The organism is Micromonospora sp. NBC_01740 (assembly GCF_035920365.1).
Lineage (GTDB): Bacteria > Actinomycetota > Actinomycetes > Mycobacteriales > Micromonosporaceae > Micromonospora > Micromonospora reichwaldensis.
In genome coordinates this window covers 4,407,520-4,421,069 of sequence record NZ_CP109150.1, presented here as the reverse complement: position 1 = coordinate 4,421,069, position 13,550 = coordinate 4,407,520, and the positions used below count along the sequence as shown (strand labels likewise).

The following is a 13,550-nucleotide window of genomic DNA, read 5'->3' as shown; positions in this document are numbered from 1 at the left end:
CGCGTGAACCGCCGTCGACTACCGCCTGCGACGCGCCGCGGAATGGGCCGTCACGCGTGCTGCGAAGCCACCGGCACTGTCGTCGTCACCAGACCAATGGCCCGAGCCGCAGCAGCGGGATTGTCACGGAAACCCACTAGTACTGCATCACGCAATAGACGACAGTCGGATGCGTGAACCGGTACCAGCGGTTCCACCGGTAGTCCCGTGTGCAGTTTCTGTCGTTGGCCGCCCCTGGGACGATGTCGACGATGTGCACCGTGCCCTTTGCCTTGCACTTCGACGCGCCGACGATCCAGCCATTGCCCTTCGGGAATTTGTAGCAGTAGTTGCGCACCAGATGGCGCTCGAGACACAGGCGGTAGCCGTCTTCCCCGATGTACGCGGACTTGGGATCAGCGCACGCGCCCTGGTCGTAGTCCACCGACACCACCCGATAGGTGCCCCGCGTGCCGTTGCAGTTGCCGACACCCAGGAAGTCGCCGTCCTCGCTGACGACGATGCACTGCCCGATCTTCGCGGGCGGCGGTGGTGGTGGGGCCGCTTCGGTCGTGGGCGGCGGCTCCGGCGGAGCGTACGTCTCCCGCGTGGACGGTGGTGGGGGTGTCGTCGGCGACGGCACGGGAGGGGTTCCGTCCGCGACGGCCACCGGCCGGCCGTCGTCGCCCCTGTTGGCGACGACCAGCGCACCGGCCGCGACCACGCAGGTCCCGAGCAGGCACAGCGCCAGCACCCCGGCGATGACACCGATGATGAGAGGTCCGTTGTTCTTCGGCGGCGTCGCCGGTGGCAGCGGTGGCGGTAGTGGCGATGCCGGTGGCGGTGGCGGTGGCGCCGCGTTGCCGGGTCCCGGTGGGGTAGCACCCTGGTCGTCAGGCACGTCGGACGTCGGAGGCAGCGTCACCCGGGCAGTGTGGCACAGCTCCACTAGGGACGGCCAAATCCCCTGCCCGGGCCTGAGTTACCGCTGGCCGGCGGCCGGCGGAACCGGAGGGGCTTCCGTCCTCAGATCGCGAATCCGCTGCCGCAGCGTGTCTTCGGTCCCCGGCGGCGGCGGGTCGCCCCGGTGGCGGCGCCATCTGGCGAATGCCAGGTCCAGTTGCGCGGAGTGCAGACGCTTCATCCGCGTGTAGGCCGGACGGTCACCACGCAGGAGTGCCTGTAGCCGCATCCGGAGACGCAGCGACGGATTCACCAGTACGGGCACCTCGGCCCGGGTGATCGCGCCGCGCGGGTCGCACGCCTCACCCCGGAGCTGCCGATGCAGTGACCTGGTTTCCTGGCGCAGAGCGATGACGACGAGAAACAGCAGGATGGCGAACGCCGGCCCCTTGAGCACGATGAGGTTCAGCGGCTGCACAACGAACAACTGGAGCGTGGAATTGTCGGACTCCCAGTACAGGCGGCCCATTGCAAAGACGTCCCAGATCAGGTGGGCCGCGATGGCGACGGCGAAGCCGCTGCCAACGCAGACCGCCCGCCGTCGCCAGTCGCGGAACTGCATGGCGAGTCCGATGCCGGCGCCGATGATCCCCGTGTAGGTGGCATGGCTGACCAGGAGCCCGGTGACCTGCCGGTACCAGTGCTGGTAGAGCACGGCGCCGAAGTCCCCGGTCATGTAGGACGTCGACTCGGCGAACTGGAAGCCGATTCCGACGCAGGCGCCGATGACGATGCCACCGAGCATGCCGTCGACGCGCCGCCAGGCGAGCAGTACGACCACGAGGACCCCGGCGCCCTTGCCCAGTTCCTCGGGGACCGCGGCGGCGGCCGCGTGACTGACGATCGCCGCGGTGCCCGGCATGAGCTCTGCCGTGATGACGACGTGCAGGATGCCCTCGACCATCTGGGCGAAGTAGGCGGCGACGAACAGGCCCCAGGCGAAGGCGGCCACGACCAGTCGCCACGGTGGCTTGCGGTTGCGCTGCATCCGGCGGAACGTCCACAGCGCGAAGAGGGTCGTCGGGATGCTCAGCAGCGCGCCCCGCCAGGCGATTCCCACCTGTAGGAGGGTGAGAAGCACGATCAGGAGGGCCGGCGCGGCGAACGCCAGCGCACCGCCGAAGGCCCAGGTCTTGAAGCGGCCACGCGGCGAGCCACCCGTGGCAGAGGTCATGGCGACGACGACGGCGGCGATGCAGGCGACGAAGAGCGAGACGCCGGCGGCCCCGAGGCTGACCATGCCAAGGACGCGTACCCCGGTGCCGTCGTCCCGGATGACGGCGACCAGCGACGCCACGGCGATCATCACCAGCAACGCCTCGCCGGTGGTGAGCGCGGCGCCGAGCCGGTCGAGCCGGTACGCAGCCGGCGCCGTCGGGTCCGGTGCCACCGGGTCCGGTGCCACCGGCCGGTCCACCGACCGGGGCGGCGGGGCGCCGCTCGGCTGCGTGGTCGTCTCCGTCACCGCTCGATCTCCACGTGCACCCAGACGAGCACCTCCTCCGCCCGGTTCCCCCGGACGGTGGCCAACACGAACTGGTAGGTCCCCGCGGGTACGGCGGAGGTGGCGCTCAACGGCACCGGCTTGGCCCGCAGGTCGTCGAGATCCGGCAGGTCCACGCTGTTGGTCCGGTGGCCGAAGACGTCGTACCAGCTCGCCCGCGCGGGTCGCGTGGCTGCTGCCCCGGCCACACCCTCGTCGATCGTGGCGGCCGGAATCTGCCCCTCTCGGAACCTCTTCTGCGGTCGATCGACGATGCGCGCGGTCGCCAGGTCGTACGCGTGCAGCCGGATCGCCAAGGCGGGAGAACGCTGTGGGGTGCTCGGCCAGGACACGGCCAGGACGCCGGCCGAGGCGAGGAGGACGATCACCGCGATCAGGCCGAGGACCGTCATCACGCGCACCGGAAGGTCGTCTTCCGTGGGCGCGGCCCCGTCTCCCGTGGGCGCGGCCCCGTCTGACACGGCTTCCTCCGTCCACGGTGGTGGGTTAACCTAGCCTAACCCGAAGCGACGGTCCCCCAGGTGCACGCGCTCACGCCTTCAGGTGGCTCGATTCCGACGCTCGGATGGGGAGGCCATGTCTGCGGCGGTGTCGGTCGAGGTGCTGGCCGAGGGCGTACCCATCGACTGTGGCGGGATGGCCGACGGCCTCGCCGGCTGCTACGGAGCGGTCCCCGCCGTCGGCATCGCCGCGGCTGCGGTGCTCGGTGCTGCCGCCCTCGCCGGCTACACGGCGTTCGCCGTGTTCTTCCCACAGGTGCTCAACGCCCTCATGGGGATACCGGCGACGACGGATCCGATGGGCCGCAGGTCGGACTGGGCCGATGCCCGCACGCACCCGCAGTCGCCGACCCGGCCGCCGGACTCGCACCTCGCCGGCGGCGACCCGGTCTACCACCGCCCCGGCGCCACGGCGATCGGCTACGACGAGTCGACCCTGCGGAACTTCGATGCCGTCGCGCCCGAGCCCGGCTACCACGACGTCGTGGTGCATGGTGAGCGCAACGGGCTCTTCCGCCCGGGCGTCGTCGGGGCGGACGGTGCCGGCCATCCCTCGAACTACACCCACCCGGCGCAGATCGCCGAGGCGATCCGCGGCAATCCGCACTACGGCGGCGGCCCGGTGCGCCTGGTGTCCTGCCACTCGGGCACCGTGGCGCCCGACGCGGGGGTCGCGCCGCCGGCCCAGCAGGTCGCGGACGCGCTGGGGGTGACGGTCATGGCACCCACCGACGCGGTCGGTGTGAACCGGTATGGTCCAGCGGGGCAGGTTCCTCGGATCAGGAACGGCGGCCAGTGGGTGACCTTCTATCCCGGTGGGAGGACAGATGGGTGAGCCGGCGTTGCGGTTCGCCGGGATGTTCCGCGAGCTGGGACCCGTCGGCCTGGACCTGGTCCAGGAGAGCATCTTCGACAACGTCTCCGCCGAGGAGCTGCCGGATGTCGACGAGGTCGTCCGCTACCTCAGGGGCGGATACGTCCTCATCGACATGATGGACCTGGCCGACGACCCGTTCGACTCGACGCGACAGATCATGAACGGGTCGACGATCCGCACCGACGGTGACTGGCTGTGGCGCGACGACCTGGCGTACCACGTCCACCGGCACCGGGTGGCCCTCCCCGACGAGTTCCTGGCGCTGATCCGCGAACGCCGCTACACCGTGCCGCACCGGGACGAGGAGCTGCTCCGCGAGAGGTCACTGGTGGCCGAGGCACTCGTGTTCTGACCACAACGCCCTGGTCGAGGTCCGAAGCGTCCGCGCCGGCGGCCTGCTGAACGGTCCGGCGCACCATCCTTGCGGGCCGTGGCCGGGCGGGTGCGGCACCCCGCCCGACCACGGGCGGCGCGACCGCCGACGACGGTCGCGCCAACCCGTTCCTACAGCCCCGGCAGGCTGCCTCCGGGGCCACCCAGCTCGCGGTGGATGAAATCGAAGATCTCGGCGTCGGTGGCGTCGTCGAGGGTGTGCGTGGCCGGCTTCTCCTCGACGGGACCACGCTCGTCGCCCCACCGGGCGACGAACGCCTGCAACTGCACCAGCAGCTTCTGCCGGGTCAGCCGGTCCGGCGCGTCGGCCGCGAAGACGCCGTCGAGCCGCTCCAGCTCGGCGAGCAGCGGGGCCGCCGCGGCGGCGCCGTCCTCGACCAGCTGGTCGCGCAGGTGCCGGGCGAGCGCCGCCGGCGTCGGGTAGTCGAACACCACGCCCGCGGGCAGCTGGACGCCGGTGGCGGCACGGAGCCGGTTGCGCAGTTCCACGGCCGTCATCGAGTCGAAGCCGACCTCGCGGAACGCCCGGTCGGGCTCCAGCCCCCCGCCCCCGGGGTGGCCGAGCACGGCCGCCGCCAGGTTGCCCACGAGTTCGACGAGGACGCCCTCCCGTTCGCCGGGGCTCAGCGGCCGAAGCCGCTCCCGCAGCGCGGTCGCCGCCTCGTCGTCCGCCGGCTGGCGGTCGTCGTCGGCGGGCATCGCCGCGTCCGCCTCGGGGACGCCGGTCAGCAGCGGGCACGGCCGCATCGACGCGAACGTCGGCACGAACCGGTCCCAGCGCACGTCGGCGACGATCAGCCCCGCCTCCGCGCGCAGCGCCTGCCCGAACGCCTCGACGGCCAGCTCCGGGGGCAGGCCCGGCAGGCCCCGCCGGCGCAGCTGCGCCTGCTCGGCCGACTCGGGATCGTCGCTCCACGGGCCCCACGCCACGGCGGTGGCCGCCAGTCCGCCGTGCCGCCGGTTCGCCGCGAGCGCGTGCAGCAGCGCGTCGCCGGCGGACTGGCCGGCCCGGCCGCCCGCGCCCCACACCCCCGTGGTGGAGGTGCACAGCACGAACGCGTCGAGCGGCCGGTGCGCCAGCTCGTCGGCGTACCTCGGGACGTCGCCGACGGTGGCGGCCAGGTCGGCGGCGAGGCCGGCGAGGGTCAGCTCGGCCAGCGGCACCGACCCGGTCTCCGCCGGCACGTGCACGAGCGCCGTCACCGGCCGGCTCTCGGCGGCGAGCTGCTCCATCAGGTCACCGAGCTTGCCCGTCGCCGGCTCCGCCAGCGGGAGCACCTCCGCGCCCTGGCGGCCCAGCCAGTCCGTGGTGTGCCGGGCGAGGGCGCCGGTGCCGCCGGTGAGCAGGACCGTGCCGTTCGGGCGGTACCCGCCGCCCGTCGCCGGCCGCCCGGTGTCGCGGACCAGGCGTCGGGCGTGCACGCCGGCCTCCCGGACGGCGAGCTGGTCCTCCCCGTCGACGTTGACCAGGGCTGCGGCCAGGGCCGCGTACGCCGCCTCGGCCGGGCCCGCCGGCAGGTCGACGACTCCGCCGACGTGCCGGGGGTGTTCCAGCGCGGCGACGAGGCCGAGGCCCCACGTGGTGGCCTGCGTCGGGTGCACGACCGGTTCGTCGTCCACGGCGACGGCGCCGGCGGTGGCCAGCCACAGCGGCACGGGCGGGCCGGAACGGCGGGTGTGCGCCTGCACGAGCAGCAGGTTCGCCGCCAGGCCGGTCGGCAGCGCGGTCTGCTCCGGGTGCGGCGCCTCGTCCAGCGCCAGCAGGGAGAGCAGCGCCGTCGGCTGGTGCGCGGCGGCGAGCCGGTCGAGGTCGGCGGCCAGCCCGTCGCGGGTGGCCGTGGCCGGGTCGACGGTCAGCAGGTGCACCGTGGCGGCGCCGGCCGTGAGGGCGGCGAGCACCCGGTCGGTGACCTGGTGCGGCGGGGCCACCACCAGCCACGTGCCGGGGTCGGTGCCGGTCAGCGCCCGGCGCTCCCAGGTGACCCGGTACCGCCAGCCGGCCAGGGTGCCGTCGAGGTGCTGGCGGCGCCGCCACGACTCCAGTTCCGGCAGCAGCTCGCGCATCGGCTGGTCCGGGTCGAGGCCGAGGCGGCCCAGGTCGCCGTCGGTGACGGCCCGCCAGAACGCGTCGTCGACCGGGTCGGCGGCCGGCGTCGGCGCCGCGTCGAGGGTCGGCCAGTAGCGCTGCGGCCGGAACGCGTACGTGGGCAGCTCGGGCAGCCGGCGGGCATCCGGACGGGGGCCGGCCAGCACGGCGAGCACCGCCGCCCAGTCGACGTCCCGCCCGGTGCCGTCCACGACGGCCAGCGCGGCGAGCAGGGCGGCCGGCTCGTCGACGCCGGCGCGCAGCGCCGCCACGGCCGTCCCGTCGTCGTCGCCGGGCAGCAGGCCGGCGGTCATCGCGGTCAGCACCGCCTGCGGGCCGAGCTCCAGGAAGGTGTCGACGCCCGCGTCGCGCAGCGCGGCGATCCCGTCGGCGTACCGGACGGCCTCCCGGACGTGGCGCACCCAGTAGTCGGGCGTACGGATCTCGTCGGGCCCGGCGAGCCGCCCGGTCAGGTTCGACACGATCGGCAGCAGCGGCGCGGCGAACGTCAGCCCGTCGAGGACGGCGCGGAACTCGGCCAGCATCGGCTCCATCAGCGGGCTGTGGAACGCGTGGCTGACCCGCAGCCGCCGGGTGCGCACCCCCCGCTCCCGCCAGGTCCGCTCCAGCCCGTCGAGGGCGTCGAGGGCCCCGGCGAGCACCACGGCGGTGGGACCGTTGACGGCGGCGACGCCGACCCGGTCGGTCAGCCCCGCGAGGGACTCGACCACCGCCGCCTCGTCGGCGGCGACGGCGAGCATCCCGCCCCCGGCGGGCAGGGCCTGCATGAGCCGGCCCCGGGCGGCCACCAGCGTGGCGGCGTCCGCGAGGGACAGCACCCCGGCGACGTGCGCGGCGGTGATCTCGCCGATGGAGTGCCCGGCGACGTGCCCGGGCACCACCCCGAACGACTCGACCAGCCGGAACAGGGCCACCTCCAGCGCGAACAGCCCCGCCTGGGTGAACACCGTCTCGTCGAGCAACGCGGCCTCGGCGCTGCCCTCGGCCGCGAACAGCACCGGCTTCAGCGGCTGCGGCAGCTGGTGGTCCAGCGCCGCGCAGACCTCGTCGAGGGCCGCCGCGAAGACGGGGAACGTGTCGTACAGCTGCCGGCCGGCGCCGGGGCGCTGGGCGCCCTGGCCGGAGAACTGGACGGCGAGGCCGCCGCCGTGCCGTCGGGCGGTGACCAGCGCGGGGTGGTCCTCCCCGCCGGCCAGCGCCCGCAGCGCGGCCAGCCGGGTCTCCCGGTCGGCGGCGACCACGGTGGCCCGCCGGCCGAGGTGGGCCCGGCCGTCGGCGAGCGCCCAGGCGACCAGGTCGGCGGGGTCGTCGTCCGTCGCCATCCGGTCGGCCAGCCGGCCGGCCTGCTCGCGCAGCGCGGGCAGGTCGGCGGCGGAGACCGGCCACGGCAGGGCCACGGCGCGGTGGTCGCGTCGCGCGTCGCCGTGCCCGACGGTCGCTTCGGGCCCTTCCCCGTCGGCGGCGACCGGTGCCGGCCGCTGCGGGGCCTCTTCGATGATCACGTGCGCGTTGGTGCCGCTGATCCCGAACGAGGAGACGCCGGCCCGGCGCGGCCCGTCCGTGGTGGTCCACGGCCGTGCCTCGGTGAGCAGCGCCAGCGTGCCGGAGGACCAGTCGACGTGCGGGGTCGGCGCGTCCACGTGCAGGGTCGCCGGCAGCACCTCGTGTTGCAGGGCCAGCACCATCTTGATCAGGCTGGCGGCGCCCGCCGCGGCCTGGGTGTGGCCGATGTTCGACTTCACCGACCCGAGCCACAGCGGTCGCTCGGCGGAGTGGTCCCTGCCGTACGTCGCCAGCAGCGCCTGCGCCTCGATCGGGTCGCCGAGGGTGGTGCCGGTGCCGTGCGCCTCGACGACGTCCACGTCGCCCGGGGTGAGGCCGGCGTTGTCCAGCGCGTGCCGGATGACCCGCTGCTGCGCGGGCCCGTTCGGCGCGGTGAGGCCGTTGCTCGCGCCGTCCTGGTTGACGGCGCTGCCCCGTACGACGGCGAGGATCCGGTTGCCGTCGCGCTGGGCGTCGGAGAGCCGCTGGAGCAGCAGGACGCCGACGCCCTCGCCCCAGCCGGTGCCGTCGGCGGCCTCGGCGAACGCCTTGACCCGCCCGTCGGCGGCGAGGCCGCGCTGCCGGGAGAACTCCAGGAACGCGCCGGGGGTCGACATCACCGTCACGCCGCCGGCGAGGGCGAGGTCGCACTCGCCGCTGCGCAGGGCCTGCGCGGCCAGGTGCAGTGCCACCAGCGACGACGAGCAGGCCGTGTCGACGGTGACCGCCGGGCCGTGCAGCCCGAACGAGTACGCCAGGCGGCCGGAGACCACCGACGCGCCGTTGCCGGTCGCCTGGTAGCCCTCCACCTGGGAGCGGGCACCCAGCAGCAGTGTGGCGTAGTCCTGCCCGTTGGTGCCCATGAAGACACCGGTGGCGGAGCCACGCACCCGGTGGGGGTCGATGCCGGCGCGTTCGAAGACCTCCCAGGTGGTGTGCAGCAGCAGCCGCTGCTGCGGGTCCATGGCGAGGGCCTCGCGCGGGTTGATCCCGAAGAACGCGGCGTCGAAGCCGGCCACGTCCCGCAGGAAGCCGCCGCTGCGCGTGTAGCTGGTGCCGACCCGCTCCGGGTCGCTGTCGAACAGGGCGTCGAGGTCCCAGCCCCGGTCGGTGGGCATCGGCGTCACCGCGTCCACGCCGTCGGCCAGCAGCCGCCACAAGTCCTGCGGCGAGGACACCCCGCCGGGGAAGCGGCAGGCCATGGAGACGATCGCGATCGGCTCGTCCGCCGGCGGCCGGGCCGAGGCCACGGCGCCGGTGACCGGTCCGCCGTCCGCGCCGATGACGATTTCGGTACGCAGGAAGCGGGCCAGTTCCGCCGCCGACGGGTGGTCGAAGACCACTGTCGACGGCAGGGTCAGGCCGGTGACCCTGCCCAGCCGGTCGCGCAGCTGCACGGCGGCGAGGGAGTCGAAGCCCAGCTCCCGGAACGCCCGGCCGGCCGGCACCTGGTCGGTGGTGGGGTGGCCGAGGACGGCCGCCGCCTCGGCGCGGACGAGGTCGACCAGCAGCGCCTCCTGGCCGGTCGCCGGCAGCGTGGCGAGCCTGGCCCGCAGCCCGTCGGTGGCGGCGGCACTCTCCGGCCGCTCCGGCTCCTCGGTGACGGCGGGGGCGACCCGGTCGAAGAGGTGGCTCGGCCGCGCGGCGGTGAACGCCGTGACGAACCGGGTCCAGTCGACGTCCACGATCACCGGGGCCGCCTCGGGGGCGTTCACCCAGCGGCCGAGCGCCGCGACGGCGGCGTCGGGCGCGAGCGGGCTGAACCCGCGGCGGCGCAGGCCGTCGGCCGTCTCGCCGGAGGCCATGCCGTCCTCCGCCCACGGGCCGTAGGCCAGGGCGGTGGCGGGCAGGCCGGCCGCCCGGCGGGCGGCGACGAGCGCGTCGAGCAGGGCGTTGCCGGCCGCGTAGCCGGCCTGCCCGCCGCCGCCCCAGACGCCGGCGACGGAGGAGAAGACCACGAACGCGTCGAGGTCCCGGCCCCGGCAGGCGGCGTCGAGGTGCACGGCGCCGAGCACCTTGCCGGCCAGGGTCTCCGACAGCTCGCCGTCGGTCACCTCGTGCGCCGGGGTGGTGCCGCCGGACGCCCCGGCGGTGTGCACGACGGCGGTCAGCGCCGGCAGGTCCGCCACGAGGGCGTCGACCGCCGCCCGGTCGGTGACGTCGCACGCCACCACCCGCACCGCACCCAACTCGGCCACCAGCTCGGCCGCGCCCGGCGCCGCCGGACCCCGCCGCGAGGCCAGCACCACCTCACCGGCCCCGTTGGCCAGCAACCAGCGCGCCACGTGCCGACCCAGGGCACCCGTACCACCGGTCACCAGCACCGTCCCGGCGGGCCGCCAACCCGCACCGGCGGGCGGCGCGGCCGGCACCAGCCGCCGGCCGAAGAGGCCGTTGCGGCGGACGGCCACCTGGTCCAGGGTGCCGTCGGCGAGGATCGCGACGAGCCCGGCGCGGGCGCCGCGGTCGGCGCGGTCGGGCAGGTCGACCAGGCCGCCCCAGCGGTCGGGCTGTTCGAGGGCGACGACCCGGCCCAGGCCCCAGGCCAGGGCCGCCCAGACGTCGCCGGCCCGCTCTCCGGCTGTGACCGGCATCGCGGTACGGCTCAGCGCCCACACCCGTCCCGGCAGGCCGGTGTCGGTGAGCGCCCGGGTGAGGGTGAGCAGGGCGGCCGCGCCGGCGGGTACCGCCGGGGTGTGCGCCAGGGGCCGGTCCTGCCGGGGCAGCACGCAGAGCACCCCGGCCCAGCCGTCCCCGCTGATCCGGCCCAGCCGCTTGCCCAGTTCGGCGCGGGCGAGGGTGGACGACACGGTGAGCGTGTCCACCCGCGCGCCCGCCTGGGTGAGGGTCTTCGCCACGCCCGCGTCGGCGCCGCTGTCGACGGTGACGACCAGCCACCGTCCGGACAACCGGGTCGCCGGGGCCGGCCGCACCGGCTCCCACCCGACCCGGTACGACCACCCGTCGAGGGCGGTGTCCCGCGACCGGTGCTGACGCCAGCGCGCCAGGAGCGGCAGGGCCGGGGCGAGCGCGTCCAGGTCCTCGGTGTCGTCGCCGAGTTCGGCGGCGAGGGCGGCCAGGTCGCCCCGCTCGACGGCGGCCCAGAACTCGGCGTCGCCGCCCTCCGGGGCGGCCTGCTTCGCGGGCGTGCCCTCCGGCCAGTAGCGCTGGTGCTGGAAGGCGTACGTGGGCAGGTCCACGCGGCGCGCGCCAGCGTCGGCGAACCACTGCGTCCAGGTCACCGGCACGCCGTGCACGTGCAGCTCCGCCAGAGCGTGCAGCAGCGCCTGCGCCTCCGCCCGGTCCCGCCGCTGCACCGCGACGGCCAGCACACCGTCGTCGCCGGGCAGCACGTCGGCGGCCATCGCGGTCAGCACGCTCTGCGGACCGACCTCCAGGAACGTGTCCACACCCGCCTCGCGCAGCGCGGTGACCCCGTCGGCGAAGCGCACCGCCTCCCGCACGTGCCGCACCCAGTACTCCGGGGTGCGGATCTCGTCGCCGGCCAGGGCACCGGTCACGTTCGACACGACCGGCAGCAACGGCGCGGAGAACGTCAACCCGTCCAGGACCGCCCGGAACTCGTCGAGCATCGGCTCCATCAACGGGCTGTGGAACGCGTGGCTCACCGTCAACCGGCGGGTACGCGCACCCCGGTCGCGCCAGATCCGCTCCACCTCGTCCAGGGCCTCGACGGCACCCGACACCACCACGGCGGTCGGCCCGTTGACCGCCGCGATGCCCACCCGGTCGCCCAGGCCCGCGATGGACTCCGCCACCGCGGCCTCGTCAGCGGCCACAGCCAGCATCCCGCCACCGGTGGGCAGCGCCTGCATCAACCGACCCCGCGCAGCCACAAGAGCACACGCGTCCGCCAGCGACAACACCCCGGCCACGTACGCCGCCGTCACCTCGCCAATCGAGTGACCGGCCAGCATGTCCGGCACGACCCCGAACGACTCCACCAACCGGAACAGCGCCACCTCGACCGCGAACAACCCGGCCTGCGTGAACACCGTCTGATCCAGCAACCCCGCCTCGGGGCTGCCCGCCTCGGCGAACAACACCTCCCGCAACGGACGCGGCAACAACGGATCCAGGTGCGCACACACCTCGGCCAGCGCGGCGGCGAACACCGGGAACTCGGCCGACAGCTCCCGGCCCATCCCGGCACGCTGCGCGCCCTGACCCGAGAACAGCAGCGCGAGCTGGCCGCGTACGGCGGTGGAGCCGGTCACGACGGCCCCGGAGGGCTCGCCAGCGTCGAGGGCGCGCAGCGCGGCGAGCAGGTCGTCCCGGTCGGCCACCACGGCGACGGCGCGCTGCTCCAGCGCGGGCCGGGTGGTGACGGAGGACCAGGCCACGTCCAGCGGACGCGGGGCCTCCTCGGTGGCGAGCCAGCGCGCCCACCGGCCCGCCTGGCCGGCCAGGGCCGCATCGGAGCGCGCGGAGAGCAGCACCGGCACGACCGGCGGCACGTCCCGGGCGACGATCTCGCCCTCGATCGCCTCGGCCGGCGGCTGCTCGATGATCACGTGCGCGTTGGTGCCGGAGATGCCGAACGACGACACCGCCGCCCGACGCGGCCGGTCCACGGCCGGCCACGGGGTGGGCTCGGTCGCGAGGGTCACCGCCCCGGCCGTCCAGTCGATGTGCGGGGACGGCTCGTCCACGTGCAGGGTCGGCGGGACGAGCCCGTGGCGCATCGCCATGACCATCTTGATCACACCGGCCACACCGGCGGCCGCCTGCGTGTGCCCGATGTTCGACTTCACCGACCCCAACAACAGCGGCCGGTCCTGCGGACGCTCCTGCCCGTACGTCGCCAGCAGGGCCTGCGCCTCGATCGGGTCACCCAGGGTCGTGCCCGTACCGTGCGCCTCGACGGCGTCCACGTCGGCGGTGGTGAGCCGCGCGTTCGCGAGGGCCTGCCGGATCACCCGCTGCTGCGAGGGACCGTTCGGGGCCGTCAGCCCGTTCGACGCGCCGTCCTGGTTCACGGCGGTGCCGCGCACCACGGCGTAGATCTTCCGGCCCTCGCGCTGGGCGTCGGAGAGGCGCTGCACCAGCAGCACGCCGACGCCCTCGGACCAGCCGGTGCCGTCGGCCGACGCGGCGAACGACTTGCAGCGGCCGTCCTGCGACAACCCGCGCTGACGCGAGAACTCGATGAACGTCCCCGGCGTCGCCATCACCGTCACACCACCGGCCAGCGCCAGATCGCACTCGCCGGAGCGCAATGCCTGCGCCGCGAGGTGCAGCGCCACCAGCGACGACGAGCACGCCGTGTCGACGGTGACCGCCGGGCCCTCCAGGCCGAACGTGTAGGCGACCCGACCCGACAGCACGCTGCCGGAGGTGCCGGTCCCGACGTAGCCCTCCACCTCGGTCGGCAGGTCCATGAGCCGGGAGGCGTAGTCGTGGTACATCACGCCGGCGAAGACACCCGTCCGGCTGCCCCGCAACCGCTGCGGGTCCAGCCCGGCCGACTCGAACGACTCCCACGACGCCTCCAGCAGCAGCCGCTGCTGCGGGTCCATCGCCAGGGCCTCGCGCGGCGAGATCCCGAAGAAGCCGGGATCGAACTCGCCGGCGCCGTACAGGAAGCCACCGTGGCGCGTGTACGACGTACCGCTGCGGTTCGGGTCCGGGTCGAACAGCGACTCCAGGTCCCAGCCGCGGTCC

Annotated in this window: 6 protein-coding genes (1 of these 6 running past the window's edge); 2 read left to right on the top strand and 4 right to left on the bottom strand. The window is 74.8% G+C overall.

The window, feature by feature from the left end; genetic code table 11:
* Positions 1–136: 136 nt before the first annotated feature.
* The 3 genes from OG989_RS19930 to OG989_RS19920 all read right to left on the bottom strand — a co-directional run bounded on the left by OG989_RS19930 (position 137) and on the right by OG989_RS19920 (position 2,838).
* Complete coding sequence (locus OG989_RS19930; protein WP_327028045.1) at positions 137–904, bottom strand: hypothetical protein; 768 nt, start codon at positions 902–904, stop codon at positions 137–139.
* 57 nt (positions 905–961) lie between these two features.
* The gene (locus tag OG989_RS19925) at positions 962–2,248 is read right to left on the bottom strand and encodes a PrsW family intramembrane metalloprotease (protein WP_327031208.1); all 1,287 of its coding nucleotides are present in this window, start codon (positions 2,246–2,248) and stop codon (positions 962–964) included.
* 155 nt (positions 2,249–2,403) lie between these two features.
* Positions 2,404–2,838: a hypothetical protein gene (locus tag OG989_RS19920; protein WP_327028044.1), complete on the bottom strand. Its 435-nt coding sequence runs from the start codon at positions 2,836–2,838 to the stop codon at positions 2,404–2,406.
* A 184-nt stretch (positions 2,839–3,022) separates the two neighbouring features.
* On the opposite strand from OG989_RS19920, the gene OG989_RS19915 reads away from it, so the two are divergent.
* Together OG989_RS19915 and OG989_RS19910 are read left to right on the top strand one after the other, a co-directional pair.
* Complete coding sequence (locus tag OG989_RS19915; RefSeq protein WP_225851877.1) at positions 3,023–3,781, top strand: hypothetical protein; 759 nt, start codon at positions 3,023–3,025, stop codon at positions 3,779–3,781.
* Complete coding sequence (locus OG989_RS19910) at positions 3,774–4,175, top strand: hypothetical protein (protein ID WP_327028043.1); 402 nt, start codon at positions 3,774–3,776, stop codon at positions 4,173–4,175. The genes OG989_RS19915 and OG989_RS19910 overlap by 8 nt, the downstream gene beginning before the upstream one ends.
* Before the next feature lie 152 nt (positions 4,176–4,327).
* On the opposite strand, the gene OG989_RS19905 is transcribed toward OG989_RS19910, so the two are convergent.
* Positions 4,328–13,550 carry the 3' end of a type I polyketide synthase gene (locus OG989_RS19905; protein ID WP_327028042.1) on the bottom strand. 20,609 nt of this gene lie beyond the right edge of the window, so the window shows 9,223 of its 29,832 coding nt (coding positions 20,610–29,832); its start codon lies beyond the right edge, outside the window; it ends in the stop codon at positions 4,328–4,330.

Excerpts from the sequence above, each read along its gene's own strand:
- OG989_RS19915 (WP_225851877.1), top strand. The coding sequence starts at position 3,023 with ATGTCTGCGGCGGTGTCGGTCGAGGTGCTGGCCGAGGGCGTACCCATC.
- OG989_RS19910 (WP_327028043.1), top strand. The coding sequence starts at position 3,774 with ATGGGTGAGCCGGCGTTGCGGTTCGCCGGGATGTTCCGCGAGCTGGGA.
- OG989_RS19920 (WP_327028044.1), bottom strand. The coding sequence starts at position 2,838 with ATGACGGTCCTCGGCCTGATCGCGGTGATCGTCCTCCTCGCCTCGGCC.
- OG989_RS19925 (WP_327031208.1), bottom strand. The coding sequence starts at position 2,248 with ATGATCGCCGTGGCGTCGCTGGTCGCCGTCATCCGGGACGACGGCACC.